Origin of the sequence: Streptomyces sp. NPDC005496 (assembly GCF_042872045.1) — a bacterium.
Taxonomy (GTDB): domain Bacteria; phylum Actinomycetota; class Actinomycetes; order Streptomycetales; family Streptomycetaceae; genus Streptomyces.
Genome location: NZ_JBIAJQ010000004.1, coordinates 37858 through 63438 on the forward strand (window position 1 = coordinate 37858; position 25581 = coordinate 63438).

At 71.8% G+C, this 25581-nt stretch carries 22 protein-coding genes; 14 read left to right on the forward strand and 8 right to left on the reverse strand.

Features of this window, described 5'->3' with window-relative positions; translation table 11 throughout:
* Positions 1-40 precede the first annotated feature (40 nt).
* Complete coding sequence (locus ACFYQQ_RS12675; RefSeq protein WP_355789394.1) at positions 41-268, reverse strand: DUF2945 domain-containing protein; 228 nt, start codon at positions 266-268, stop codon at positions 41-43.
* A gap of 179 nt (positions 269-447) precedes the next feature.
* Here ACFYQQ_RS12675 and ACFYQQ_RS12680 point away from each other — a divergent pair, with 179 nt between their 5' ends.
* Positions 448-2091: a GMC oxidoreductase gene (locus ACFYQQ_RS12680; protein ID WP_355789397.1), complete on the forward strand. Its 1644-nt coding sequence runs from the start codon at positions 448-450 to the stop codon at positions 2089-2091.
* A 33-nt stretch (positions 2092-2124) separates the two neighbouring features.
* On the opposite strand, the gene ACFYQQ_RS12685 is transcribed toward ACFYQQ_RS12680, so the two are convergent.
* From ACFYQQ_RS12685 to ACFYQQ_RS12700, 4 genes are all read right to left on the reverse strand, one after another.
* Positions 2125-2604, reverse strand: a complete 480-nt coding sequence (locus ACFYQQ_RS12685) for a carboxymuconolactone decarboxylase family protein (protein ID WP_355789400.1) — start codon at positions 2602-2604, stop codon at positions 2125-2127.
* 2 nt (positions 2605-2606) lie between these two features.
* Positions 2607-3683, reverse strand: coding sequence for a dihydrodipicolinate reductase (locus ACFYQQ_RS12690; RefSeq protein WP_356244043.1), 1077 nt, complete (start codon positions 3681-3683; stop codon positions 2607-2609).
* Between the two features lie 123 nt (positions 3684-3806).
* Positions 3807-4928, reverse strand: a complete 1122-nt coding sequence (locus tag ACFYQQ_RS12695) for a sulfite oxidase (RefSeq protein ID WP_356175974.1) — start codon at positions 4926-4928, stop codon at positions 3807-3809.
* Positions 4929-5126: 198 nt separating this feature from the next.
* A complete protein-coding gene (locus ACFYQQ_RS12700; protein WP_355794719.1) occupies positions 5127-6653 on the reverse strand; it encodes an alpha/beta hydrolase domain-containing protein in 1527 nt (508 codons plus the stop codon).
* Positions 6654-6805: 152 nt separating this feature from the next.
* Between ACFYQQ_RS12700 and ACFYQQ_RS12705 the strand changes: the two genes are divergently transcribed.
* The 3 genes from ACFYQQ_RS12705 (at position 6806) to ACFYQQ_RS12715 (ending at position 8211) form a co-directional block, all read left to right on the forward strand.
* Positions 6806-7306 carry a hypothetical protein gene (locus ACFYQQ_RS12705; RefSeq protein ID WP_356244039.1) on the forward strand — a complete coding sequence of 167 codons (501 nt, stop codon included), beginning with the start codon at positions 6806-6808 and terminating at the stop codon, positions 7304-7306.
* A 113-nt stretch (positions 7307-7419) separates the two neighbouring features.
* Positions 7420-7590: a hydrophobic protein gene (locus ACFYQQ_RS12710; protein ID WP_355795605.1), complete on the forward strand. Its 171-nt coding sequence runs from the start codon at positions 7420-7422 to the stop codon at positions 7588-7590.
* Between the two features lie 51 nt (positions 7591-7641).
* Positions 7642-8211 carry a DNA starvation/stationary phase protection protein gene (locus ACFYQQ_RS12715; RefSeq protein ID WP_355795608.1) on the forward strand — a complete coding sequence of 190 codons (570 nt, stop codon included), beginning with the start codon at positions 7642-7644 and terminating at the stop codon, positions 8209-8211.
* A gap of 321 nt (positions 8212-8532) precedes the next feature.
* Here the strand turns inward: ACFYQQ_RS12715 and ACFYQQ_RS12720 are convergent, their stop codons facing one another.
* Both ACFYQQ_RS12720 and ACFYQQ_RS12725 read right to left on the reverse strand, forming a co-directional pair.
* Entirely contained in the window at positions 8533-9468 is a 936-nt protein-coding gene (locus ACFYQQ_RS12720) for an anti-sigma factor RsbA family regulatory protein (protein WP_355786579.1), read from the reverse strand.
* On the reverse strand, positions 9465-9827 hold the full coding sequence (locus ACFYQQ_RS12725) for an STAS domain-containing protein (RefSeq protein ID WP_355786597.1): 363 nt from the start codon (positions 9825-9827) through the stop codon (positions 9465-9467). The genes ACFYQQ_RS12720 and ACFYQQ_RS12725 overlap by 4 nt, the downstream gene beginning before the upstream one ends.
* Before the next feature lie 256 nt (positions 9828-10083).
* On the opposite strand from ACFYQQ_RS12725, the gene ACFYQQ_RS12730 reads away from it, so the two are divergent.
* The 4 genes from ACFYQQ_RS12730 (at position 10084) to ACFYQQ_RS12745 (ending at position 18840) form a co-directional block, all read left to right on the forward strand.
* Positions 10084-10962: an RNA polymerase sigma factor SigF gene (locus ACFYQQ_RS12730; protein WP_355786582.1), complete on the forward strand. Its 879-nt coding sequence runs from the start codon at positions 10084-10086 to the stop codon at positions 10960-10962.
* 426 nt (positions 10963-11388) lie between these two features.
* Positions 11389-15669 carry a HAMP domain-containing protein gene (locus ACFYQQ_RS12735; protein WP_356244036.1) on the forward strand — a complete coding sequence of 1427 codons (4281 nt, stop codon included), beginning with the start codon at positions 11389-11391 and terminating at the stop codon, positions 15667-15669.
* Between the two features lie 100 nt (positions 15670-15769).
* Entirely contained in the window at positions 15770-18262 is a 2493-nt protein-coding gene (locus ACFYQQ_RS12740; RefSeq protein WP_388904451.1) for a SpoIIE family protein phosphatase, read from the forward strand.
* A gap of 200 nt (positions 18263-18462) precedes the next feature.
* On the forward strand, positions 18463-18840 hold the full coding sequence (locus ACFYQQ_RS12745; RefSeq protein WP_356175275.1) for an STAS domain-containing protein: 378 nt from the start codon (positions 18463-18465) through the stop codon (positions 18838-18840).
* A gap of 229 nt (positions 18841-19069) precedes the next feature.
* Here the strand turns inward: ACFYQQ_RS12745 and ACFYQQ_RS12750 are convergent, their stop codons facing one another.
* On the reverse strand, positions 19070-19501 hold the full coding sequence (locus ACFYQQ_RS12750; RefSeq protein WP_356175272.1) for a MarR family transcriptional regulator: 432 nt from the start codon (positions 19499-19501) through the stop codon (positions 19070-19072).
* Between the two features lie 198 nt (positions 19502-19699).
* Here ACFYQQ_RS12750 and ACFYQQ_RS12755 point away from each other — a divergent pair, with 198 nt between their 5' ends.
* From ACFYQQ_RS12755 to ACFYQQ_RS12780, 6 genes are all read left to right on the forward strand, one after another.
* Positions 19700-20875 (forward strand): PP2C family protein-serine/threonine phosphatase, encoded by a 1176-nt coding sequence (locus tag ACFYQQ_RS12755; protein ID WP_355788687.1) that lies wholly within the window; start codon positions 19700-19702, stop codon positions 20873-20875.
* A gap of 139 nt (positions 20876-21014) precedes the next feature.
* Entirely contained in the window at positions 21015-21911 is an 897-nt protein-coding gene (locus ACFYQQ_RS12760; RefSeq protein WP_356175267.1) for an STAS domain-containing protein, read from the forward strand.
* A complete protein-coding gene (locus ACFYQQ_RS12765; RefSeq protein WP_356244029.1) occupies positions 21908-22324 on the forward strand; it encodes an STAS domain-containing protein in 417 nt (138 codons plus the stop codon). Before ACFYQQ_RS12760 ends, ACFYQQ_RS12765 begins: the two co-directional genes overlap by 4 nt.
* A 47-nt stretch (positions 22325-22371) precedes the next feature.
* The gene (locus ACFYQQ_RS12770; RefSeq protein ID WP_355789707.1) at positions 22372-22767 is read left to right on the forward strand and encodes an anti-sigma regulatory factor; all 396 of its coding nucleotides are present in this window, start codon (positions 22372-22374) and stop codon (positions 22765-22767) included.
* Positions 22764-23831 (forward strand): ATP-binding SpoIIE family protein phosphatase, encoded by a 1068-nt coding sequence (locus ACFYQQ_RS12775; RefSeq protein WP_355789696.1) that lies wholly within the window; start codon positions 22764-22766, stop codon positions 23829-23831. Before ACFYQQ_RS12770 ends, ACFYQQ_RS12775 begins: the two co-directional genes overlap by 4 nt.
* Positions 23828-25549 (forward strand): SpoIIE family protein phosphatase, encoded by a 1722-nt coding sequence (locus tag ACFYQQ_RS12780; protein WP_356244026.1) that lies wholly within the window; start codon positions 23828-23830, stop codon positions 25547-25549. The genes ACFYQQ_RS12775 and ACFYQQ_RS12780 overlap by 4 nt, the downstream gene beginning before the upstream one ends.
* Positions 25550-25581: the final 32 nt, after the last annotated feature.

Genomic DNA, 25581 nt, shown 5'->3' on the forward strand with positions numbered 1-25581 from the left:
CGGGTGAGCGTCTCCTCGCGGTCCCCGTCCCCCTGCCCGCTCACGCCTTGCCGCCCTTCTTGCGCAGCGAACCGGGCTTGTGGACGGCCGACCGCCCCGACTTGTCGCTCTCCACCTCGTACTGCGGGTCCTCGGGTGAGGCGTCGACGGTCCGGCCGGCCGCCTCGGTGCGCCGGGTGATCTTCTTCTTCACCTTGCCGGGCACGGTCTGGCCGTGACTGCTCCACGACACCTCGTCACCCTTGGAGAGCTTCTTGTCCTTCGCCATGGCCGTCCTTCGTCTGGTCGGGGCTGTGCCTCCCAGCATCGAAGCCAGGGCGCCGCGCCGCATCCCGGGCATCGGGAGGCCGCCGAAGGCCGACCGCAAGTTACCTATAGGTATGTAGTGACTTGACGCGCAAGTGACAGTAGAACCTGTTCTCACTCATCGAGAGTGAGGAACCTCACATGAGCCAAACTACCGTGCAGGACAACGATCCCAGGAGTGTCTCGCGTCGTAGATTCATCGCTGGAACAAGTTCTATTTTTGGCGTCGTGGCGCTCGCCGGCCACGCCGCGGCGGCCGCTTCGCCCACCGCGGCGGCGGCCGACGTCATCACTCCGGGAGCCCATGTCCCGGCGCTGGTGATCGGTACCGGATACGGCGGCTCCGTCGCCGCCCTGCGGCTCGCCGAGGCCGGCATCGACGTCCACATGATCGAGATGGGCATGGCCTGGGACACCCCCGGCCCGGACGGCAAGATCTTCGCCAACACCACCAGCCCCGATCAGCGCTCCTACTGGCTGCGGACCAGGACCAAGCAGCCCCTGAGCAACTTCCTGGGCTTCCCGATCGACAGGGACATCCCCCGCTACACCGGGATCCTGGACGCCGAGGAGATGGGCGGCATCATCGTGTACCAGGGCCGCGGCGTCGGGGGCGGCTCCCTGGTCAACGGCGGCATGGCGGTCACACCGAGGCGCGAGAACTTCGGCGCCGTCCTCCCGTCGGTCGACCCCGCCGAGATGTACGCCACCTACTACCCCCGCGCCAACCAGGGCCTCGGGGTGGCCACCGTGAACCCGACGTGGTTCGAGACCGCCGAGTGCTACCAGTACGCACGGGTCGGCCGCAAGCACGCCCAGCGGTCCGGCTTCCCCTTCGTCTTCGTGCCGGACGTGTACGACTGGGGCTACATGGAGCAGGAGGCGGCCGGCACCGTCCCCAGGTCGGCGCTCGCGGGCGAGATCCTCTACGGCAACAACTACGGGAAGAAGTCACTCCAGAAGACGTACATCGCCCGGGCCCGAGCCACCGGGAAGGTCACCATCTCCCCGCTACACAAGGTCACTTCGGTCGCCCCGGCCACCGGCGGCGGCTACACGGTCGTCATCGACCAGATCGACACCGGCGGCGCCACGACGGCCACCAAGACGGTGACCGCGGACCGGGTGTTCTTCGCGGCGGGCAGCGTCGGCACCAGCAAGCTGCTCGTCAGGCTGAAGGCCACCGGCGCCCTGCCCGCCCTGAACGACGAGGTCGGCAAAGGGTGGGGCGACAACGGCAACGTCATGTGCGGCCGCGCCAACCACATGTGGGACCCGACCGGCAAACTCCAGTCGAGCATCCCCTGCGGCGGGATCGACAACTGGGCCGCGGGCGGCGCGTTCGCCGAGGTCGCACCCCTGCCCACGGGAATCGAGACCTACGCCTCGTTCTACCTGTCCATCACCAAGAACCCGAACCGCGCTCAGTTCACGTGGAACCCCGCCTCGGGCAAGGCGGAGCTGAACTGGCAGACCGCCTGGAAGCAGCCGTCCATCGACATGGCCAAGACGATCTTCGACAAGATCAACGCGAAGGAGGGCACGATCTACCGCACCGACCTCTTCGGCACCTACAAGATCTGGGGCGACCACCTCACGTACCACCCGCTCGGCGGCGCCGTGCTCGACAAGGCCACCGACAACTACGGCCGGCTGCACGGGTACCGGGGCCTGTACGTCATCGACGGCGCCCTGATCCCCGGCAACACCAGCGTCAACCCGTTCGTCACCATCACGGCCCTCGCCGAACGGAACATCGAGCGGATCATCGCCACCGATCTGTAGCGGAACCGGCCCCGCTCGGCGGCCCTTACGGGTTCAGTGGCCCGGCAGGACGCACACGGCGTCGAGGCCCAGCACGTGGTTGAGCCGTCCGAACGCCAGCCAGGAGCCGATGCTCATACTGAGCTCCACGATCTCGCGCTGGCTGTAGTGGGCGGTCATCCGGGCCCAGAACCCGTCGTCGAGACCGTGATGATCCAGGGCGTACCGCTCGGCGTACTCCGCGGCCAGCCGCGTGCGGTCGTCGAACGCGTCGGTGGTACGCCACTGGGTGACCGCGAGGGCGAACTCCTCCTCGACCTTCCGCCCGTCCCGTTCCGTGCGCCAGTCCAGGCAGAACAGGCACCCGTTGATCTGGGCGACCCGCAGCCTCGCCGCCTCGAACTCCCGCAGCCCCAGCGTCGTGTGCTCGTACACCGACAGCGAGAAGTTCGCGGCGGCCTGGCCGATGCCGGGGACCATCTCGCCCCACACGTAGCCGATCGGCTCCTGGCCGTCGGGGATGTCGATCCGCATGGTCATTTCCTTCCGAGTCGGCCGGTAGCGGGACGCAGCGGGACGTCGAGCGCGTCGTACAGGCCCGGCTCCGCGTCCACGAGCCAGTCGATGGCCCCCACGAGCCGGCCCACCGCGGTGGCGTTCCCGCCGGCGGACCGGTTCTCGCCCTCGTCGGTCGCCTCCACTGTGACCACGATCCGGGGGCGGCCCTCGATGATCACCCGGTGTGCGCCGTCGCCGCCGTCGGGCGGGGCGGGCCAGTCGGGGGCGCAGGAGGCGTGGATGCGGGTGACGTGCTCGATGACGATACGCGGGCTGCCGTCGACGACGCCCCGCACCTCGAACCGCACGGCGCCCTGGGTGCCGGCCTCGAAGACGCCCATCGTGCGGGTGGTGACCGTGGCGTCGAGGGCGCGCCGGTCCAGGGTCTCGCGGATGTCGTCCAGTTCGACGCCCAGCGCCCTCGCCATCAGCCGGATCTGGCCGCCCCAGACCATGGTGGGTATCGAGGGCGCGAGCATCAGCGGTTCGTAGTCCATCGGGTGGCCCATGCCGATCAGGTGCCTGACGGACTCCTCCTGCTCGTACGTGGAGTAGTCGAAGATCTCCTGGCAGCGGACCGCCTCGACGACGGTACCGAGTCCGCTGACCAGCAGGGGCAGCACGTCGTTGCCCCATCCCGGGTCGACGCCCGAGACGAACAGGGAGCCGCCGCCCTCGGCGACGGCCGCCAGCACCGGGTCCCGGAACTCCGGCGGCGCGCCGCGCTGGTCGTAGAGCGGGTACAGCGCGGGAGTGACCACCACGGCCCCCGCAGCGACGGCCCTGACGACGTCGGCGAGCGCCTCGTCCGGCCGGAGGTCACCGGAGGCCGCGTACACCACCGCGCCCGGTCGGGCGTCCAGCACGGCGCCGACGCGGTCGGTCGCCGAGACCCCGAGGCGCCGGTCCAGGCCGCCGAGTTCACCCGCGTCACGCCCGACCCTCGCGGGGTCGTGCACGAGTACTGCCGTCAGTTCCAGCGCCGGGTGGGCGTCGACGGCGCGGATGGCCGCGCGGCCCACGTTGCCGGTACCCCATACGACCGTGGGAATCATGCGGCGGAGGGTAGCGAGAGGACCCGAAGGTTCATAGGCCCATGAGCGATCCGGCTGCCTGAATTCGCCAACTCACTTACCAGGCTGGGTAACTGATGGGCTGTCAGCTATCTTCCGGAGCGCTCACACCGATGCGTCGAGGCAGAGGACCGGCACCCGCTGGACGAGGTTGTTCGCGAACCCGCCACGGTTCCAGGGCTGTTGCAGGGGCTGGACGTGACCCTCGGCGTCGGTGGCACGGGCGCTCAGCACGTGACTGCCCGGTACGGCCGTCCAGTCGAGGTGCCAGTGACGCCACGCCCACCCGTGACCGGCGTCGGGAGCGAGTTCGGCCTCGTGCCAGGAGTGGCCCTCGTCCCAGCTCACCTCCACGGAGGTCACCGGGGCGCGGCCCGACCAGGCGCGCCCCTCCAGCGGCACGACGCCGGGCCGCACGACCCGCGACCGCGACATGAAGTCCGGGAACCCCGGCGGGATCAGCAGGGCGCGGGGCGCGATGCGGGTCACCGGCTCCCCGGGGTCGTCCGCGTCCTGCCTGAGCCGGTAGGCCACCGCCTGCTGGAATCCCGTGAACGCGGTGTCGGTCACGGTGATGTCCCGCAGCCACTTCACATGAGCCATGCCGTACCAGCCCGGCACCACCAGCCGCACCGGGTACCCGTGCTGGGGCGGCAGCGGTGCGCCGTTCATCGCGTACGCGACGAGGACGTCGGGATCGCGGCCCGTCGCCGTCTCCAGCGGCAGCGCACGCTGGTAGTCCTGCTCCACGCCTCGCTCGATCCCGTGGTCGGCACCGGTGAAGACGACGTCCACCCCGGCCGGGTCGACGCCGGCCTCGGCGAGCAGCAGCCGCAGCGGCACCCCGGTCCACTCCGCGGTGCCGGCCGCCTCGACCAGCCACGGCTGGCTCACCGGCCGGGGCGTCAGCAGGGCCCGGCCGTTGCCCGCGCACTCCATGGTCACCCGCTCGGTGACCGCGGGGAACGACCGCAGGTCCGCCGGCGTGAGGCGCAGCGGCCGGTCGACCAGGCCGCCGACCGTCAGCTCCCACGTGCTCTCGTCCGCGTACGGGATGTCGTAGTGGGTCAGCACGTAGTGCAGCCCCGGCGGGGTGACGTCGTAGCGCAGCGCCTCCAGGGGCAGCCCGTGGTTGCGGGCGGCGAGGGCCAGCTCCTCCTGGCTGATGCCCTCCTCCGGTCCGGCCAGCCGGGCGGGACCACTGACATCACTCACGAGTCGGCTCATGCCTGCATTGTCCGCCCCGCACCCGCGGGGGCACCGGCGCCACCGCGGACCACGGCGGGCCCGGAAGCCCGCAGCGTGGGTGCTCACGTGACCGCGTGCCCGCGGACGACGGCCACGCCGGACGGCGCGGACGCCCGAAGTCCCGCTCGGCGAGCGGGACTTCGGGCCGCGAGAGGTGATCTCGCGGTGCGTGCGGGATCAGCCGCCGACGTTCGAGTCCTGTGCAGCGGCCACGATCGCGGTCGCGTCCTCCGGCAGGAGGAAGCCGGCCGTCACGGAGTTCTGCGCGGCCGTCCGGACCCGGCTCACGTATCCCTCGTGCGTCGGGTACAGCCGGCTCAGCACCGGTTCCGCCCGGTCCGGGAAGGACGGGTCGGAGGGATCGCCGTCGTCGTGCCGGTCCCACGGGTCGGTGTCGCCGTTCCACGGGTCCCGCGCGCCGTAGAGGCCGCAGAAGAGCCCGCTGCCGCTGGTGTCCCGCTCGCCGGTGAGCGTACGGGTCGGCACCGCGACGTCGGGCAGCCGGATGCCGCCGAGGGCCAGTCCGGTGGCCGGATCACGCAGCTCGCTCAGCTGTGCCCCGCTCGCGGGCCGGGGACCGCCCCTTGCCCAGTCGGCCAGCCGGCGCAGCGCGGCGTTCATCGACCAGTGGCCCGGGCCGTCGTTGAACGGCGCCGACCCGGCGGCGCAACCGGGCGCCGGGGCGGCGGAGCCCGCCGACCTGATCACCGTCGGCTGTCCGGTGTCGTAGGCCCACTGGTCGCCGTGGGCGGTACCCGCCAGCTCCCAGTGCACGACGCGGTCGGTGTCCGGCTGCCGTGCGGCGGCGGCGCCGGGCACGTCGGTCTCGGTGAGCACGACGAAGGTCGGCACCGTCAGGTCGGTGCGGACGCGGGACGGGTACGGCATCAGGAGCGTGTCCCCCAGCTGCCCGCTGATCGGCGCAGCGATGGCACTGTTGCTGTGCACCATGAACCCGTCGTAGACGCGTGCCACCGGATGGACGGCGTTGGCGTACGTCGTCATGAAGCCGGCCGACTGCGACTCGCCGTCCGCGAGCAGCGTCCTGACCTGCAGCCCGCCGAGCGGATCGGGACCGTTCGGGGTACGCAGCGCCTGCCCCGCCTGGGAGAAGATGTCGTAGGCGTAGGCGTCACCGGGGTGGATCAGGCTGCCGTAGCGGTCCGGGTCCCAGCCCTTGAGGCCGTGGATCTCGCCGCTGCCGCCGTTGACGCCGACGGACTGTGCCGAGACGCCGACCCAGGCGTACCCCTTGCGCAGGAGCTCCTCCCGGGCGAACCAGTAGTCCGGGGACAGCTCGATCTGGCCGCTGACGTTCAGCCACTCGACGACGACGGTGCCGTTGAACTTCGCGGCGTCGACGGGGCGGCGGACCAGCAGCCGGGTCCGGTACTCGGCGCGGGTGTTCGCGCGGACGGTCCAGCGGCCGTCCGAGCCCCAGATGCCGGACTTCGCGTACGACGTGGCGGTGCCGGTCGTGAAGTACTCGCTCTCGGTGTAGCCGAGGGAACCGAGATCCTCCGCCGCGGCGAGGAAGGGGAACCCGCGGCTGCCCTCGGGCGGGACGGTGATCACGGGGTTGACGGCCTCGGCGCGCGAGGGCGCGGCCTCGGCGGGGGAAGGACCGAGGAGCGTGGCGAGGAGCACCGCGCCCAGGGTCGTGGCGGTGGCCCACCGCCGGAGTAACCGGTCGGGACTGCGCATGCGTTGCCTCCATCGGGCCGAGGGATACGGATCGGGGAAACGCAGCCTCGCGCCTGCGGGCGGGCCGGCCATCGGCCGAATCACCGGCCTCGGCATGTGAGGGTCGCCACCTCCCGGCCGTCCGCCCGGCGGCGGCTGGCACACTGCTCGCCATGGCCTCGTTCACCCCCGCCCGCGCGCTCCTCCTCCTCACCGGCGGGCTGACCTGCCTCCTCGCGGCCACGGGCGGGCTCCTCGGCGCTCTTGTCGGGGGCACGGTCGTGGGCCTCCTCGCGGCGCTCGCCGCGGCCACGGCCGGCGCCACCGCCTCGGTCCTCGTCCGGCGGCGTGCCCTGGCGGACTTCGGCGCGGCGCAGCAACGGGCCGGGGCCCGCGGATACGCGGAGGGCATCGCGCACGGCGTGCTGGTCCAGGTCGCCGCTTACGAGGCCGCCGTCTTCCCGCGTTCCGGACCCTCGGGCGTCACCCCGGAGGAACGGGCGGCGCGCCGCTCCCTGGCGTACCGGATGGCGGCCGTCGACGAGGTCCCGGAGACCGTCAGGAAGGCCGCGGCGGACGCGCTCGCGCTCCTCGACCGCGCCGACCGGACGGCTGCCGAGGAGGCACTGACGGAACTCGCGGCGATGGTGCGCAGGGAATACGTACGCGTCTGACAGAGAGCCCGGCGCGTTCCCGCCCGGTCGTCCGGGCCCTTTCGTCCGCCTCGCCCCGGCATACGTGTATCGGGAAAGAACCGGGGCACGTGAGGGCTTGGAGGTTGATGACAATGGTTCCGCTTCTTCTGGTTCTCCTGCTCGCCCTGCTCCTTTTCGGAGCCGGCTTCGCCCTCAAGGCGCTCTGGTGGATCGCGGTCATCGTGCTCGTCGTCTGGCTGCTGGGCTTCGTGATGCGTTCCGGAGCGTCCGGCGGGCGGCGCGGACGCTGGTACCGCTGGTAGAAGACACGGCGAATCGCACCGCAATCAGCCCCACACGAAGGGAGAGAATTGATGTCGACGTCCACGACCCCGAACTACACGGTCCCCGGACTCAGCACGCACGACGGCGGAAAGGTCATCGATCTGCTGCGTATGCGTCTGCACGCCCTGAACGACCTTTCCCTGACGCTGAAGCACGTCCACTGGAATGTCGTCGGGCCGCATTTCATCGCCGTGCACGAAATGCTCGATCCGCAGGTGGACCGGGTGCGCGAGATGGCCGACGACACCGCCGAGCGCATCTCCGCCCTCGGCGGCGTGCCGCACGGCACCCCGGGCGCCCTGGTCGCCGAGCGCACCTGGGACGACTACGACGTCGGTCGCGCCGACGCCATCGCCCACCTCGGCGCCCTCGACCTGGTCTACACCGGCATCATCGAGGACCATCGCGCGGCGATGACCGAGGTGGGCAAGACCGACCCGGTGACGGAGGACATCCTCATCGAGCAGCTGCGGGCTCTGGAGCAGTTCCAGTGGTTCGTACGGGCGCACCTGGAGAGCTCCGGCGGCACCCTGTCCACGGCCGGCGCGCAGACCGAGCGCCAGGCGGCACAGGACGCCGAGCAGGGCGGGACGCGCTAGGGCCTGTCGTTTGGATCAGGCCGGTGTCGCGGGGTCTGGCACGCACATCTGCGGCGTTGTCGTCGGTCGCCGACTCCCCCACTCTCGGCTCCGCTCGAGCGGGGGGACCCCCATCGCTTCGACTCCCTCCGCCGCCTTGCAGCTGCACGCACCAGACCCCGCTCGGGTCGGCCGGGACGAACCGTCTGTCACGGCCGACCTGATCCAAACGACAGGCCCTAGCCGTCCGCCCGTTCACCGGCGAAGGCCCGGCCCCTCGGGGGTCCGGGCCTTTCGTGCGTCACGGGGTCGGGGTCCCGCCGGCCCCAAAAGGGTGTGGGGTCAGGCGCGGGGGAGGTAGCTGCGCACCGTCGTGCCCACCGCTCCGCTGTGCACGCGGACCAGGTCGGACAGGTAGTGCACGAGGAGCAGACCGCGGCCGCCGAGCTGCTGCGGGGGCGCGGGGCGCCGGCCCGCCAGCAGGTCGGTCAGCTTCCCGTCGTCCTGCACCTCGCAGACGATCTGGTCGTTCTCGGCCCAGATCCGCACCGTGCCGGAGCCGCCCCCGTGCACGACGCTGTTGGTGGTCAGCTCCGCGACGACGAGCGCCAGGTCCTGGAGCCGGGGAGCGCTCATCCCGAGCTCCCGGGCCTCGGCGAGCGCGAAGTCGCGGGTGACCGGCAGGGCTTCCGCGTCGAAGGCGGCCGTCGCCGCTCCGGGCGGGTGGCGAAGCGTTTCGTTGAAGCGTGCGAGCACGCTGTCGACCGCGTAGGCGGTGCTGACCTGCTCCTCGCCCCCGTCGATGAGCACGGGGTGCGTGGCCCGCGCGTCGTCGATCACGTCGGCGGGCAGCGCTTCGGCGTCGTAGGGACACAGGATCGTCACGTCCCGGCCGCTGAACGCCACGTTGATCAGGGCCTCGTGCTGGACGCAGGCCGGATACTCCACGGCGGTCCGGCCGGCCCAGATCGGCTCGCCGATGATACGGACGTGGCTGCCGGAGTGTCGGTCGGCGAACGCACGCAGGACCGCTGGGATGATGCGGCCGGGATTGCGGCCCGCCTGCGTCATGTCCACGAAGTGCACCTCGGCCGCCGACTCCCCCAGCGCCGATCTGATCAGGTCCAGCTGCCGGACGGGCGCCGCCACCGCCACCGGCTGGGCCGCCTCCAGGCCGCCCAGCAGGAAGGGCACGGTCCCCTCCACGTAGTCCTGGTCGCCGCGGTAGAAGAGCGCGGGGTGGACGAAGGGGTCGGGTCGGGTGGCCGTACTCGTCATGCCGCCACCTCAATCGTCCGAAGGTCTGGCCAGAACATATGCAGGATCCGCTCGAGTTCGGGCGGAGGCTGTTCCAGTACCAGACGCCGCTTCCCATGCAGGCTTTGTGCGGTGCGCGCCAGATCGGCGGCCCCGGCGACGTCGACGAACGTGATCGCCGACATCTCCAGGAAGCAGACGTGGTCGGACCGGCGCGCCAGCCGGCCCAGGGCGTCCCGCCAGACTGGACGGGTGGGCGGGCTGATCTCGCCGATCATACGTATACCCGGTCGCTCCGCGAGTGCGTATGCCTGAAGCACGGCTCCACCGAGCTGCCGAGACACGGGGGCCATCTCCGGCCCCCCACCGCCGTACGCCATCTGCACCGCCTCACCTGAGAGGCCCAAGCGTACTCGGCCGTACCGACGGCCCGCCGCCTTCCCCGAGGCTCCGGCACCGGGACGGGGTCACCCGTCCGGGCCGCGGCGCCGCCCCACCGCGGCCGGCCCGGGGCGGACGGCCGTCACTCCAGTCACTCTGGTATGCATGTTTTCGTCAGTTCGGGTGGATTAGATCTCTCGAACCCGGGCAGGCGCGCTCTGTCATTCAAGATCTTCGACGATTGGGGTGGACGGCATGGCAGCCGTGACGGCGGTGCAGGCAACGGGCACGGCGCGCGAGGCGGCCGAGGTCTCCGAGACGGACCTCCCCTTCATCGACGACCCCTCGAAGGTCAAGCCGAAGGACGCCCGCGACCTCTCGCGCCAGTTCTTCGACCGGCTCGCGGTGCTGGAGGAGGGCACGCACGAGTACCAGTACGTGCGCAACACCCTGATCGAGATGAACCTCTCCCTGGTGCGCTACGCCGCCTCGCGCTTCCGCAGCCGCGGCGACTCCATGGAGGACATCGTCCAGGTCGGCACCATCGGCCTGATCAAGGCGATCGACCGGTTCGAGCTGACGCGCGAGGTCGAGTTCACCTCCTTCGCCGTCCCCTACATCGTCGGCGAGATCAAGCGCTTCTTCCGTGACACCAGCTGGGCCGTCCACGTGCCCCGCCGGCTCCAGGAGGCCCGCGTCGAGCTCGCCAAGGCCACCGAGGAACTGCAGACCCGCCTCGGCCGCAACCCCACCACGCGCGAGCTGTCGGAACTGATGTCCCTCCCCGAGGAGGACGTCATCGAGGCCCGCAAGGCCGCCAACGCCTACAGCCCGACGTCCCTGGACGCGGCGCTCGTCGGCAACGGCGGGGCGGACGGCGAGAGCGTGCTGGCCGACTTCATCGGTGAGGACGACCCCTCCCTCCAGCTCGTCGAGGACTTCCACTCCCTGGCCCCGCTGATCGCCGAGCTCGACGACCGCGAGCGGCAGATCGTCCACCTGCGGTTCGTTGAGGAGCGCACCCAGGCCCAGATCGGTGAGGAGCTCGGCATCTCCCAGATGCACGTCTCGCGGCTGATCACCCGCATCCTGAAGCGCCTGCGCAAGGGCCTGCTGGACCCGGCCGTCGCCTGACACCCCTGACCCCCGCGAGGCCCCCGGTCCCGCCGTCCCGGTCGTCACCGTCCCCTCGGTGCACCAGGGCGGCGGGATCTTCGCGTCCGCCCACGTACGCCGTCCCCCGCACCTCGGCGGCACCGGCGGGGACTCGGGACGCAGCGGTTTTCGCGGCGGCCCGGAGGGGGACAGACCGAGAGGGTTCTGTGTATCCCCACTTCGCGAAGTCATGCCTCGTCCCGGCAACTTTCTCGGCCGTACCGTTGGTTACGCCCACCGCTTTGTTCAGCACGTGCCTTCTGGGTTAGCCTGCGGCGTATTTTCTCATCGGCAGATCCGTGATCTGCGGGAATACCGTGTACGGCATGTGAGACCGTCCGCGGGTGCGGCGTGGTTCCGAGTCCTTCTCCCGGGGACTCTTGGGGAGCGGAACGAGGGGTACGCATGACCGTCACAACGACCGAGCCTTCGAGCCGGACGCCGGGCGAGCAGGAGCTGCGGCAACTGCTGGCCGGCCTGACAGCCGTGCGCGACGGAGACTTCGGCACACGTCTGCCGGACGAGGCCGGTGGCCTTCTGGGCGACATCGCCACCGTGTTCAACGGCATGGTGGACCAGCTGTCGGTGTTCACCTCCGAGGTGACCCGGGTGGCCCGCGAGGTGGGCACCGAGGGAACCCTGGGCGGCCAGGCCGAGGTCCCGGGAGTCTCCGGCACCTGGGCGGATCTGACCGACTCGGTCAACGCCATGGCCGGAAACCTGACCACCCAGGTCCGCGACATCGCCCAGGTCGCCACGGCCGTCGCCAAGGGCGACCTCTCCCAGAAGATCGACGTCCCCGCGCGCGGCGAGATCCTCCAGCTGAAGGAGACCGTCAACACGATGGTCGACCAGCTGTCCGCCTTCGCCGACGAGGTCACCCGCGTCGCCCGCGAGGTGGGCAGCGAGGGGCGCCTCGGCGGCCAGGCCCAGGTGCCGGGCGTCGGCGGTGTGTGGCGGGACCTCACCGACTCGGTGAACCTCATGGCGGGCAACCTCACCGCCCAGGTCCGCAACGTGGCGCAGGTGACCACGGCGGTGGCCAAGGGCGACCTCTCCCAGAAGATCACCGTGGACGCCCGCGGCGAGATCCTGGAACTGAAGTCCACCATCAACACGATGGTCGACCAGTTGTCCGCCTTCGCCGACGAGGTCACCCGAGTCGCCCGGGAGGTCGGTACCGAGGGACGCCTCGGCGGCCAGGCCGACGTCAAGGGCGTCAAGGGCACCTGGCGCGACCTCACCGACTCCGTGAACTTCATGGCGGGGAACCTGACCTCGCAGGTCCGGTCCATCGCCCAGGTGGCCACGGCGGTGGCCAAGGGCGACCTCTCCCAGAAGATCACCGTGGACGCCCGCGGCGAGATCCTGGAGCTCAAGGACACCATCAACACGATGGTCGACCAGCTGTCCGCCTTCGCCGACGAGGTCACCCGAGTCGCCCGCGAGGTGGGCACCGCCGGCAACCTGGGCGGCCAGGCCACCGTGCGCGGTGTCTCCGGCACCTGGAAGGACCTGACCGACAACGTCAACGTGATGGCGTCGAACCTGACCGGTCAGGTGCGGTCCATCGCGCAGGTCGCCACGGCCGTGGCGCGCGGCGACCTCTCCCAGAAGATCACCGTCGAGGCCAAGGGCGAGGTGGCGGCGCTCGCGGACGTCATCAACACGATGGTCGACACCCTGTCCGCGTTCGCCGACGAGGTCACCCGCGTGGCCCGCGAGGTGGGCACCGAGGGCCGTCTCGGCGGCCAGGCGCACGTGCCGAACGTGGCGGGCACCTGGAAGGACCTCACCGACAACGTCAACTCGATGGCCAACAACCTCACCGGCCAGGTGCGCAACATCGCGCTGGTGACCACCGCGGTGGCCAAGGGCGACCTGTCGAAGAAGATCGACGTCGACGCCCGCGGCGAGATCCTGGAACTCAAGACGACCATCAACACGATGGTCGACCAGCTCTCCGCCTTCGCCGCCGAGGTGACCCGAGTGGCGCGCGAGGTGGGCAGCGAGGGCCGCCTGGGTGGCCAGGCCGAGGTCGAGGGCGTCTCCGGTACGTGGAAGCGGCTGACGGAGAACGTGAACGAGCTGGCGGGGAACCTGACCCGCCAGGTGCGGGCCATCGCCGAGGTCGCGAGCGCCGTGGCCGAGGGCGACCTGACCCGCTCCATCACCGTGGAGGCCTCGGGCGAGGTCGCCGAGCTGAAGGACAACATCAACTCCATGGTGGAGTCCCTGCGTGAGACCACGCGGGCCAACCAGGAGCAGGACTGGCTCAAGACCAACCTGGCGCGCATCTCGGGTCTCATGCAGGGCTACCGGGACCTGGACGTCGTCGCCGAGCTGATCATGGACGAGCTCACACCGCTGGTGTCCGCCCAGTTCGGCGCCTTCTACCTCGCCGAGGACACCCCCCGCGGCACCGAGCTGCGGCTCGTCGGCTCGTACGGGTACCCCGACGACAACGACCGACCGGCCCGTATCCCGATGGGACGCTCGCTGGTCGGACAGGCGGCCCGCAGCCGCCGCGCCATCACCGTGGACCAGTTGCCGCCGGGCTACGTCACCATCTCTTCGGGCCTCGGCCAGACGGTGCCCACCGCACTCGTCGTCCTGCCCATCGTGGTCGAGGAGCAGGTGCTCGGCGTCATCGAGCTGGCCTCGGTGGCCCGCTTCACGCCGGTCCACCAGACCTTCCTCGAGCAGCTGATGGAGACCATCGGCGTCAACGTCAGCACCATCGTGGCCAACGCCCGCACCGACGAGCTGCTCGGCGAGTCCCAGCGGCTCACCGCCGAGCTCCAGGCCCGCTCGGAGGAACTGCAGGTCCAGCAGGACGAGCTGCAGCGCTCCAACGCCGAACTGGAGGACAAGGCCTCGCTGCTCGCCACGCAGAACCGCGACATCGAGGCCAAGAACCTGCAGATCGAGCAGGCCCGCCAGGAGCTGGAGGCCCGCGCCCAGCAGCTGTCGCTGGCGTCGAAGTACAAGTCGGAGTTCCTGGCGAACATGAGCCACGAGCTGCGGACGCCGCTCAACAGCCTCCTCATCCTCGCCCAGCTGCTCGCGCAGAACCCCTCGCGCAACCTCACCCCCAAGCAGGTCGAGTACGCGGGCATCATCCACTCCGCGGGCTCCGACCTGCTGCAGCTGATCAACGACATCCTCGACCTGTCCAAGGTCGAGGCCGGAAAGATGGACGTCACCCCGGAGCGGGTCCCGCTGCGGCAGCTCCTGGAGTACGTCGAGGCCACGTTCCGGCCGATGACGTCGCAGAAGAGCCTGGAGTTCACCATCAGCACGGCGCCCGGCGCCCCCGGTGATCTGCTCACCGACGACTCCCGGCTGCGCCAGGTCCTGCGCAACCTGCTTTCGAACGCGGTCAAGTTCACCGAGCAGGGCAGCGTCGAACTGCGCATCGAACCGGCGGCCGGCGACGAGGTGCCCAAGGGCGTGCTGCGTGAGGGCACGATCGTCGCCTTCCGCGTGAAGGACACCGGTATCGGCATCCCGGAGCAGCAGCTGGAGACGATCTTCGGGGCCTTCCAGCAGGCGGACGGCACCACGAGCCGCAAGTACGGCGGCACCGGTCTCGGCCTGTCGATCACCCGTGAGATCGCCCACCTGCTCGGCGGCGCGGTCACCGTGGACAGCACGCCCGGCCAGGGCAGCACGTTCACGCTGTTCCTGCCGGTCGCCCGCCCCGACTTCGAGGAGCTGCTCAGCGGCACCCGCCAGCTGGAGCCGGCGCCGGCCGAGCCGACCGCCGAGGTCGTGTCCGTCCGGCGTACGGTGCCGGCCGCGCCCGGCGCCGCCAGGCAGGCCCGGCGGCGGCTGCTGGTCGTCGAGGAACGCCCCCGCGGACTGCTGACCCTCGTCGCCGAGAGCGCGGTCGGGGACGTCAGCCGCAGCCGCGAGGAGGTCGAGGGCCGCGAGACGGTCGACGTGATCACGGTCGTGGGAGCGCAGGAGGCGGCGAGCGCGCTGGCCGCTGAGCCCTGCCACTGCGTGGTCCTGGAACTCGGCATGCCGGAGGGCGAGGCGGCCCACTTCCTCCAGGCGGTCGAGGGCGACTCGGCGCTGGCCAGCGTGCCCGTGCTGATCCACAACGGCAACCGGCTGGACCTGGCGCAGGAGCGGACGCTGCGGTCCCTGTGCGGGGACCGGCCGCTGGAGTTCCTCTCCAGCCTGGACGAGCTGCGGGAGCGGATCGCCCTGCACCTCTCCGCGGAGGAGCCCGGTGACGTGCTGCCGCTGGTGCGCGGCGCCGAGGAGGCCCAGCAGCAGGACGCGCAGCTCGTCGGGGAGGCGTTCCAGGGGGCGACCGTGCTCGTGGTCGACGACGACGCGCGCAACCTCTTCGCGCTCAGCGGGATCCTGGAGCTGCACGGCTTCCAGGTGCTGCACGCGGAGAACGGCAGAAAGGGCATCGAGACGCTGGTCAACCACCCCGACGTCGCCCTGATCCTGATGGACGTGATGATGCCGGAGATGGACGGCTACACGGCCACGGCGGAGATCCGCAAGATGCCGCAGTACGCCGACCTGCCGATCATCGCGGTCACGGCGAAGGCGATGCCCGGCGACCGGGAGAAGAGTCTCCTGTCGGGTGCCAGCGACTACGTGACCAAGCCGGTCGACACGAACGACCTCATCGCCTGCGTCCGGCGCTGGCTGAGCGTGTGACACCGGATGGCCCCGGCCGGTTCGCCGAGCCGGCCGGGCGCCGTCCCGCACCCCACCTTCCCCCCGCCGTCCGGCGTCCCAGCCGAGGAGCAACCGCACAGTGAGCATTCCTGAGGAGTCCGGCGAGTCCGGCCCCGGCGAACAGCCCGTCGGATCCACAGCTCCCTCCCTTCCGCCTGCCGCTTCGAGCGAGCTCGACGAGGTCGCCGGTCCCGGCTCGGAGGCCGCCGTGCCCGCCGACGACCTTCCGGACGCCCCGTCCACGTCCCCGGTGGGCAGGCTGGCCGCCACCGTGGAGCGGCTGCGGCGCGAGGTCCAGGCCGCCCAGGCCGAGGCCGACGGGCGTGCGCTGATCGAACTCGCGAAGGGCATCCTGGTCGAGCGGCTGGGCTGCGGCCCGGCGCAGGCGGCCCGGCAGCTGGCCGAGCTGACCGAGCAGGCCAAGGTGCCCATGCTCGAACTGGCCGTCGACGTCATCAACCAGGCGGCACGCGACCGGCTGTCCGAGGTGACGAGCACCTTCCTCGCCACCGCGACGGATCCCGGGTCCGCCCCCGACGCCTCCTCCGCCGTACGGCTGCGGGAGGCGGAGAGCGGGGCGCTGGCCGCCGACGACACGCAGGCGGTCGCCGACTCGCTGCTGCAGCACGCCCTGGCTCCGCTGGGTGCGGCTGCCGTGGCCATCTGGGCGGCGGGCGCCGACGGTTCGCTGACGCTGGCGGGCTGCGCCGGTTTCTCCACGGCGGAGGCGGCCCGCTGGCGCTACGTGCCGCCGGGTGTGGCGACGGTGGCACGCCGTGCCCTGTCGCACCGTACGACCCAGTGGACCGGTTCGCTGGCCGAGGAGGGCCTGCCGACCATCGGCAACGGGCACTTCCCGGGTGGTGGGCGGGTCGCCGCGCCGGCCGGGGCGGGCGGCCGCATCCACGGCGTCCTCGAGATCGCCTGGCCGTCCCCGCTGGAGCCGCAGTCACCTCAGGTCGTCCGTCAGGTCGAGGCCCTGGCGGAGCTGTGCGCCCACACGCTGGAGACGCAGCCGCTGCTGATCGACGGCCCCGAGGCCCGCGGCCCGCTGACGGCCGACGTCTCCGAGCTGATGGACCTGGTCGACGGGCTGCACGACCCCGCGCTCGTCCTCGTGCCCCACCTCGGTGACGACGGACACCTCTCGGACTTCCGCATCCGGCACGTGAACAGCCGCTTCCTCGATCCCGCGGGCCGGCCGCGCGGCGTCGTCAACGGCGCGCTGCTGCTGGAGGCGTATCCGATGGCGGCCGGCGAGAGCGAGCTCTTCCAGCGCGTCGAGCGGGTCTACGCCACGGGCGAGCCGTTCCGTGCCCGGCGGATGGACCTCACGGCCCTGGTCGACCAGGTGCCGCTGGCGGCCGTCGCCGACATCAGCGTGAGCCGGCACGGCGACAGCGTGCTGCTCATCTGGCGGATCGAGGACGAGACCGCGCGGCTCGCCAGTCTGCTCCAGCACGCGCAGCGGCTCGGCCGGATCGGCGGCTTCGAGGAGAACCTCCTCACCGGCGAGATCACCTGGAACGGCACGCTCTTCGACCTCTACGGGCGGTCCACGTCCAGCTCCCCCGTGCCGCTGGAGGAGCTGGCCGCCCACGCGCACCCCGACGACGCCGTCACCATCGGCCGCTTCCTGCGTACGCTGCTGCACCACCGGCGGCCGGCCACGGCGGCGTTCCGGCTCCAGCGTCCCGGCGGGGTGACCCGGCACATCCGGGTGGTGGCCGAACCGGTGCTCGACGTCGACGACCGCCCCCTCGTCGTACGCGGCGCGTACCAGGACATCTCGGCCCAGCACTGGACGGAGGTGGCGCTGGCGGCCACCCGCGACCAGCTGGCGCACAGCGAGCAGCAGGCCCACGAGCGGGCCCGGCTGACCCTCCAGCTCCAGCACGCGATCATGCCCCCGACCCAGGCCCCCCTGAAGGCGCCCGGTATCCAGGCGGCCGTGCGCTACCGCCCCGCGGAGACCGAACAGCTGGTCGGCGGCGACTGGTACGACGCCGTGGTGCTGCCCTCGGGGCTGGTCCTGTTGTGCGTGGGCGACGTGGCGGGCCACGGCATAGAGGCCGCGACCAGCATGGTGGTGCTGCGCAACGCGCTGCGCGGGCTCGCCGTGACGGGCGCGGGTCCCGGTCAGCTCCTGTCGTGGCTCAACATCGTGGCCCACCACCTGACGGGTGCCGTCACGGCGACGGCGGTCTGCGGCCTCTACGACCCGGACACCCGGGTGCTGCGGTGGGCGCGGGCCGGTCATCTGCCACCGGTGCTCATCCGGGACACGGAGGCGACTCCGCTCCCCCTTCTCAAGGGCATACTGCTCGGCGCCGTGCCGGAGGCCGCCTTCGAGGAGTCCGAGGTGCAGCTCGCGGTGGACGACACGCTGCTGATGTACACGGACGGTCTGATCGAACGGCGTGACCGGTCGGTGGAGGAGTCGCTGAAGCAGCTGCTGACCACCGCACGGGCGACCGCTCCCTCGCTGGACCACCAGCTGGACCGGCTGCTGACGTACAGCAGGTCGGACACGGACGACGACACCTGCATCGTCGGGATCCGGGTGGCGTAGGCCCGGGCACGGCCTACGGGCGGTACGCCGCACGCCTCCATGTGTGCGTACCGCCTGGAGGGGTAGGCGTGGACGTGCTCCCCGCGTCCGGCACCGGACGGATCGCCCGGCGGACCTGCCGGCCCGGCAGACCGTCTCCGGCGCATCGAGCCCTGCTCAGCAGTGGGGAAGCCCGACTGCGGTGTCTAGTGGAGGTAACTGTGTCGACCGAGCGAGTTCCGGTGTCCGTCGACGTGACACTCCCTCGGGACGGTGTCGCCCTGCTCACCGTCGAGGGCTTCCTGGACGTCGACACGGTGCCTGAGCTGCGCCGTCACCTGTCCGACCAGGTGAGCCGCGGCCGCCACCACCTGCTGCTGGACCTGGCCGCGGTCTCCTTCATGGACTCGTCCGGGATAAACGCGCTTCTGCAGGCCCGCGAACAGACCCGGTCGGTCGGCGGCAGCGTCCGGCTCATCTCCCCCACTCCGACCGTCCGGCGCATCCTGGATCTCACCGGGGTGAACATGGCGGTGCCGTCGTCGGAGAGCGTGGACGCCGCTCTTGCCCAGGTGAGCGAAGTCACCGGTCGGCAGTAGGGCCTGTCGGGGCAGAAGACCGCCGACGGCCCGACCGGCCGGACGAACGGAAAAATCCGAACAACAGTTGTCATTTGACAACTATGGCCGCCGGGCAACAATGTGATGACGCGTCGGACGCACGGAGAGGACCAAGGATGTCGCGCTGGGTGAGGCCGGCGGCCGGCGCGGGCCGGATCCCGCCCGCGAGCACACGCGCCGCGGCACCGGCGGCGGACCGGTGCGCCGGTCAGGCCGTGCGCACGTCCAGGTCGGCGTCGACCTGCATCTCGGCCGCCGCGACGGCGCAGAAGGCCTCCAGCCCCTGCAGCAGCGCCGTGCGCTTCGCGGCGGGCATCTGGGCCAGCACCGACTCCAGGGCGCTCTCGCGGCGCACCCTCAGCTCCCGCAGGAACGACCGGCCCTGGTGGCTCAGGAACAGGCACAGCTCGCGGCGGCTGGTGGCGCTGGGCACCCGCTCGACGTACCCGACGGCCTGGAGCCGGTCGCAGAGCCTGCTGGTGGAGGGCGGCGTCGAGCCGAGCCCGTCGGCGAGTGTGCGCAGGTTGATCCCCTCGTTGTGCTCGAGGATGAAGAGCACCCGAAGCTGGGAGGCGGAGACCGGCGCCGTGGAGGCCCGTCCCCAGAGGATCTCCAGCAGCTCGGCCGCCTCTGAGGTCACGCGAGCCACCTCACCGGGCTGCGGACGCGGGCCGGAGGAAGTCACCGTCTCACTCTCCCAGTCTTCTCGGGCACTGTCAGCTCGCCGGAACGACGTCAGACACAAAAGAATAGACACCGGTGGCCGTGGGCGGACGGGCGACCTCTTCCCAGCGTGGACCCGGAATCGTACTAGTCGAAGAATGGCGTACCCGACATCGTGAACAGATTCGTGGCTGCGGAGCGCGCTCTGCGCACCGCGGCTCCCCACCAACTGCTGGACGCCGTCCGCGACGTCCTGGGCAGGAACTACGCGGCCGAGTCAGTCGACCTCTTCATGGCCGACTACGGACTCACCGTGCTCCAGCCGGTCTCCGACCTTCCGCACACCACGGAACCGGTGCCGGTGCACAACAGCACCGTGGGCCGGGCCTTCGGCTCCCAGGAGCCCTTCACCGAGGACCTCGGCGGGGAAAGGCGGCGCGTGCACCTCCCCGTGGCGGTGCGCGGCGACCGGCTCGGCGTGCTGAGCGTGACGCTGCCCGCCGACCACCTCACCGAGGACACGCTGACGGAGCTCGCCGACATTGCCGAGGTGCTCGGCCACGAGGTGCTCGTGGCCGAACGCGACACCGACCTGTACCTCCAGGCACGCCGCAAGGACCGGCTGACGCTGGCGGCCGAGATGCAGTGGCAGCTGCTGCCCGGCCGCTCCTGCTCCCGCCCGGAGTACGACCTCGGCGCCCAGTTGGAGCCCGCCTACGCGATCTTCGGCGACAACTTCGACTGGTCGGCCAGCGCGGACCGCCTGGTGCTCTACATAACCAACGGCATGGGCGAGGGCATCGAGGCCGCGCTGCTCACCCACCTGGGCATCAACGCGCTGCGCAACGCCCGCCGGGCGGGGATCCCCATCGAGGACCAGGCGGCCCTCGCCGACCAGGCGATCTACGCGCAGTACCGCGGGTCCTCGCACCTTTCGGTGCTCATGGTGGACTTCGAGCTGTCCACCGGCCTGATGCGGGTGGTGGACGCCGGTTCGCCCCAGATGCTCCGGCTGCGGGACAAGCAGGTGGAGTGCGTCGAGTTCGAGGCGCAGCTGCCCCTCGGCATGTTCGACGAGACCGACTACGTCGTACAGGAGTTCCAGTGCGAACCGGGCGACCGGCTGGTGTTCGTCAGCGACGGCGTGCACGCCGTGGCCGCGCCGGGCGGCGAGACGTACGGCGAGAAGGCACTGGAGCGGGCCATCACGTCCACGCGGCTGCTGCCCGCGGCGGAGGTGCCCCGCGCGGTCCTGCGGGAACTGACCGGTCACCGCGGCGGACCGAAGCCGCAGGACGACGCCCTCGTGGTGTGCCTGGACTGGCACGGCCGGCCCGCCCACGAACCCTAGGCGCCACCCGGCGGGGCGATCTTCCGCCGACGCGGTGACGGGCCCGCGCGCGGCGTGACTACAGTTGTCGCACGACAACAGACCGCGCCCTCCGGCATGCTCCCCGGGCCGGTCACCGTACGACGAAGGAGACGAGCACGTGGCGGACCACGAGGCGGCACACCGAGGTGCACCGGCGCAGGACGTCGGGGACTTCCTGCATCGCCGTCGCGAGCAGATCGCGCAGCGCTGGGCCGACGAGTCCCTGTTCCGCACCGTGTTCACGGTCTCCCGGGACGAGGCGGTGGAAGCGGGCAGGGCCGTGGTCGAGGCCTTGGCGGCGGTCGCCCTCGCGGACCAGGTCGAGGACTTGGCGGCCGCCGGTTTCAGCACGGTGCGCGAACAGCTGAGGCGCATGGCCGCCTCCCGCGCGCGTTCGGGTGCCACGTCCGCCCAGATCGCCCAGGAGGTCGCCGCCCTGCGGCCCTCCGTGACCGAACTGCTCAGAGCGGAGCCCGTCGGTGCCGGCGAGGGGCACGCCGAGGAGTGCGCGGTCACCCTCACCGCGCTGCTCGGAACCCTGCGGCTGGTCGTCCTGGAGACCACGCTCACCGCCGGCCAGGAGCTGATCGACCGTCAGCGGCTCCAGCTCCTCGAGGTCGCCACCCCCGTCATCAAGCTCTGGAACGGCGTCGTCGCCGTCCCTCTGATCGGCACCCTCGACAGCGCCCGCAGCCAGGTGGTGATGGAGAGCCTGCTCGAAGCCGTCGTCACCCAGCAGGCCCGCTTCGCGATCCTGGACATCACCGGCGTGCCGACCGTCGACTCGCTGGTGGCCCAGCACCTGATGAAGACCGTGGCGGCCGCACGCCTGATGGGAGCGGAATGCGTCGTCTCCGGCATCCGGCCCGCCATCGCCCAGACCATCGTCCACCTCGGCATCGACCTGGGGTCGGTGGTCACCCGCGCGAGCCTCGCCGACGCCCTGGAGTACGCCCTGCACCAGCAGGGCATCGTCGTCGTCGACCAGGAACGCACCGTTGCGAGCGCCCGGTGAGGGGCGGACCCATCGGCCTCTCCAGCGCCGCCGTGCCGGTCCTGAAGCTCGGTGACGTCCTGCTCGTCACGCTCCAGGGCGACCTGCAGGACTCGGCCGCCGAGCAGCTGAAGCACGACATCGGCGAGGCCGTCGTCAGCAGCTCCGTCAGCGGCGTCGTGATCGACATCTCCGGCGTCGAGATGGTCGACTCCTTCCTCGGCCGGGTGCTCGCGGAGATCGCGGCCACCGCCAGGCTGCTGGCCGCGCGGACGGTGGTGGCCGGGATGCGGCCCGCCGTCGCGATCACGCTGGTCGAACTCGGCCTGACCCTGCCCGGCCTGCGCACCGCGCTGGACGCCGAGGAGGCCATGCGGATGCTGACCTCGCCGCCCCCTCCCCCGCACAGCCCCGGACGCCAGGAGACCCCGTGACGGAAACCTCCGGCTGCGTCACCGCCCGTCTGCCGATCCGCTCGGACATGGACCTCGCGTGGGTGCGCCAGCACGTGCGCCAGTCGGCGGCCGAGCTCGGTTTCGGACTGGTGGAGCAGACGAAGCTGGTCACGGCGGCGAGCGAGCTCGCCCGCAACACCCTGGTGCACGGCGGGGGCGGCGAGGTCGAGTCCACCGTCCTGGAGAACGGTCTCGCGCGCGGCCTGCGCCTCGCCTTCCGCGACGAGGGGCCCGGCATCGCCGACGTCGAGCGCGCGCTGAGAGACGGCTACACCTCCGGCGGCGGGCTGGGCCTCGGACTCGGCGGCGCACGGCGGCTGGTGCACGAGTTCACCATCGACAGCCGCCCGGGCGCGGGCACCGCCGTCACCGTGATCAGCTGGTCGGCCGTCCCGCCGCATCAGCGTGAGGAGAGTCCATGACGCGCGTCTGGGATGTGCCGGTCCACGACTCCACGCGGGTACGGGACGCCCGGGTGGCCGCCGAGAGAGCCGCGGACCACGCGGGGCTCGACAAGGACCGTACGGCCGCGGCCGCGCTCGTCGCGACCGAACTCGCCACCAACCTGCTCAAGCACGCCGGGGGCGGACAGGTCCTGATCGACACCGTGGACGCCGGACTCACGCCCGACGGCGGGGGCCGGGCCGTGCAGATCCTGGCGATCGACCACGGCCCGGGCATCACGGACCTCCCCTCCGCCCTGAGCGACGGTTACTCCACGGCCTCTTCGCTCGGGGCCGGACTGGGCACCTGCCGGCGCGTCGCCGACGACTTCGACCTCCAGAGCACGCCCGGCCGCGGCACCGTCGCCCTGGCCCGGATCCGCGCCGTCCGCGGGGACCGGAGCGGGCGGGACGCCCAGGGCGCGGACGAGCGGGTGCGGGCGGGCGGCGTCAACATCCCCCTGGCCGCCGCCGAGCACTCCGGTGACGCGTGGGCCTGCGTCAGCGACGGTGACCACGTCACGCTCCTGCTGGCCGACGGCCTGGGACACGGCGAGGCCGCGGCCGAGGCGTCCGGCGCCGCCCTGGAGGAACTGCGCCACCGGCCGCACCTGCCCCCGGTGGAACTGCTCGGCCGGCTGCACACCGCGCTCCGCCGCACCCGGGGAGCCGCCGTCGCCGTGGCCCGGCTCGACCTCGACGCGCGCACCCTGGACTTCGCCGGGGTCGGCAACGTCGGGGCACGGCTGCGCTCCGGCGGCGGCTGGCAGCCGCTGCTGTCCCACCCCGGCATAGTCGGCGCCCACCACCCGGCCCGGCTGCCCGGCCAGCGGCTGCCCTGGACGGCCGACGGTCTGCTCATCCTGCACAGCGACGGCCTGCCCAGCCGCTGGACTCCCCCGCCCGCCGTCCCCCTCGACTCCCTCGACCCCGCCGTCACGGCCGCCGTCATCGTGCGTGACTCCAGCAGTGCCGCGAGGCCCGTGCGGGACGACACGGCCGTGGCGGTACTGACGCCCGTCCCGCCGGATCGCGAACCATGACCCATACCTGGCAGATCACCACGGTCGCCGACGCCGCCCGGGCGCGCATCGACACCGCCCGCATCGTGGCCGCCCACGGCGTCTCCGCCCTGGAACGCACCCGGCTGGTCACCGCCCTCAGCGCGCAGCTGCGCCAGTGCCTCACCAAGGGCGGGACCTGGCGGCTCGACGTACGCACCGGCGCGCCCGGGCACGACGGCCGGCACGGCCGGATCACTGCGAGCGTCCGCTCCCACGAGAGCGCCGGCCTCGTCCCGCGGCAGCCGGCCTGGCAGGCGAGCGCGGAACTGCCCGGCGGGCCCCAACCGTCCGCGGACCAGACACCGTTCGAGGGGACCAGCCTCGCCGACGCGCTGCTCAGCGCCGACGAGGACACCTCGATCGTCCTGGAGAACCTAGCCGAGCAGGAGGAGCTGGTCGCCTTCCACCGGGAGGAGCTGCACCAGACGAACCAGGGCGTCCTCGCCCTGCACGCCGAACTCGACGCGGCCGGACGCACCCAGCGCGAGCTGTTCACCGCCGAGCGCGAGGCCCGCAGGGAGGCCGAGCACGCACGCCGCAGGCTGACATTCCTCGCCGACGCGAGCGCCGCCCTCACCGCGTCCCTCAACCACGAGGAGATCCTGCGGCGTCTGCCCCAGCTGCTGGTGCCCGCCTACGCCCGCAGCGTCGACGTCTGGCTCTTCAGCGACCAGGACGAAGCCGGCAGACCGAGCCCCCGCCCGGCGGCCGCCGTGGCCGCCGCCCGCACGGGACGCCCTCAGTACGCCGCCGACCACCCGGGGGGCCTGTCCGGCGTCGACGACCACCCGCCGTCGGCCCTGCACCCCACGCAGCCGCTGCTGTGCATCCCGCTGCCCACGCGCCACTCCCCGCTCGGCGTGGTCACGCTCACGCCTCCCGAAGCGCGGTGGGACGCCGACGACACCGTCATGCTCGTCGAACTGGCCCGCCGGGCGAGCATCGCGATCGACAACGCCCAGCGCTTCGAGCACAACCGCGACATCGCCGAGACCCTCCAGCGCGCCCTGCTCACCGAGCTGCCGAGCACACCGGGCCTGAGCCTGGCCGCGCGCTACCTGCCGGCCACCCACGGCCTGAACATCGGCGGCGACTGGTACGACGCCTTCCGCCAGCCAGACGGCAGCCTGGTCACCGTCGTCGGCGACGTCACCGGGCACGGTCTGCACGCCGCCGTCATGATGAGCCAACTGCGCACCGCGCTGCGGGCCTACGCCGTCGACGGCGGCTCCCCCGGCCGGCTCCTGACCCGGCTGCACATGTTCCTGCACCACCTCCAGCCCGACCTGTACGCGACCGCGGTCATCGCCCGCTTCCGGCCGGACGAGCCCACCGTCACCTGGGCCGCCGCCGGCCACCCGCCCCCCGTCCTGCGCACCCCCGAGGGCGAGGTGCGGATACTGGACGCCAGGCCCGGCGCCATGCTCGGCATCCCGCTCGACCAGGACATCCGCGACCACACGACACGGCTCGCTCCCGGATCGACACTCGCGCTCTACACCGACGGGCTGGTCGAACGGCGGGCCCAGGGCATCGACCCCGGGATCGAGCGGCTGGCGCGGGCCCTCGCCACCCAGCGCGTCCGGGACCTCGACCGGGATCTGGAAGGCACGGCCGACCGGATCCTGGACCCGATGCTGTACGACTCCGAGCGGGACGACGACGTCTGTCTCCTGCTCTGCCACCTCACCACCTGAGGACCCCATCGGACGCGACGAGGAGGGGCCCC

What these genes read in the sequence shown, in the direction of transcription:
- ACFYQQ_RS12705 (WP_356244039.1), top strand. Translation starts at nt 6,806, where the DNA reads ATGGCCTCGTTCACCCCCGCCCGCGCGCTCCTCCTCCTCACCGGCGGG.
- ACFYQQ_RS12715 (WP_355795608.1), top strand. Translation starts at nt 7,642, where the DNA reads ATGTCGACGTCCACGACCCCGAACTACACGGTCCCCGGACTCAGCACG.
- ACFYQQ_RS12685 (WP_355789400.1), bottom strand. Translation starts at nt 2,604, where the DNA reads ATGCGGATCGACATCCCCGACGGCCAGGAGCCGATCGGCTACGTGTGG.
- ACFYQQ_RS12780 (WP_356244026.1), top strand. Translation starts at nt 23,828, where the DNA reads ATGACCCATACCTGGCAGATCACCACGGTCGCCGACGCCGCCCGGGCG.
- ACFYQQ_RS12710 (WP_355795605.1), top strand. Translation starts at nt 7,420, where the DNA reads ATGGTTCCGCTTCTTCTGGTTCTCCTGCTCGCCCTGCTCCTTTTCGGA.
- ACFYQQ_RS12680 (WP_355789397.1), top strand. Translation starts at nt 448, where the DNA reads ATGAGCCAAACTACCGTGCAGGACAACGATCCCAGGAGTGTCTCGCGT.
- ACFYQQ_RS12730 (WP_355786582.1), top strand. Translation starts at nt 10,084, where the DNA reads ATGGCAGCCGTGACGGCGGTGCAGGCAACGGGCACGGCGCGCGAGGCG.
- ACFYQQ_RS12770 (WP_355789707.1), top strand. Translation starts at nt 22,372, where the DNA reads ATGGACCTCGCGTGGGTGCGCCAGCACGTGCGCCAGTCGGCGGCCGAG.
- ACFYQQ_RS12690 (WP_356244043.1), bottom strand. Translation starts at nt 3,683, where the DNA reads ATGATTCCCACGGTCGTATGGGGTACCGGCAACGTGGGCCGCGCGGCC.
- ACFYQQ_RS12695 (WP_356175974.1), bottom strand. Translation starts at nt 4,928, where the DNA reads ATGAGCCGACTCGTGAGTGATGTCAGTGGTCCCGCCCGGCTGGCCGGA.
- ACFYQQ_RS12720 (WP_355786579.1), bottom strand. Translation starts at nt 9,468, where the DNA reads ATGACGAGTACGGCCACCCGACCCGACCCCTTCGTCCACCCCGCGCTC.
- ACFYQQ_RS12775 (WP_355789696.1), top strand. Translation starts at nt 22,764, where the DNA reads ATGACGCGCGTCTGGGATGTGCCGGTCCACGACTCCACGCGGGTACGG.
- ACFYQQ_RS12675 (WP_355789394.1), bottom strand. Translation starts at nt 268, where the DNA reads ATGGCGAAGGACAAGAAGCTCTCCAAGGGTGACGAGGTGTCGTGGAGC.
- ACFYQQ_RS12735 (WP_356244036.1), top strand. Translation starts at nt 11,389, where the DNA reads ATGACCGTCACAACGACCGAGCCTTCGAGCCGGACGCCGGGCGAGCAG.
- ACFYQQ_RS12700 (WP_355794719.1), bottom strand. Translation starts at nt 6,653, where the DNA reads ATGCGCAGTCCCGACCGGTTACTCCGGCGGTGGGCCACCGCCACGACC.
- ACFYQQ_RS12725 (WP_355786597.1), bottom strand. Translation starts at nt 9,827, where the DNA reads ATGGCGTACGGCGGTGGGGGGCCGGAGATGGCCCCCGTGTCTCGGCAG.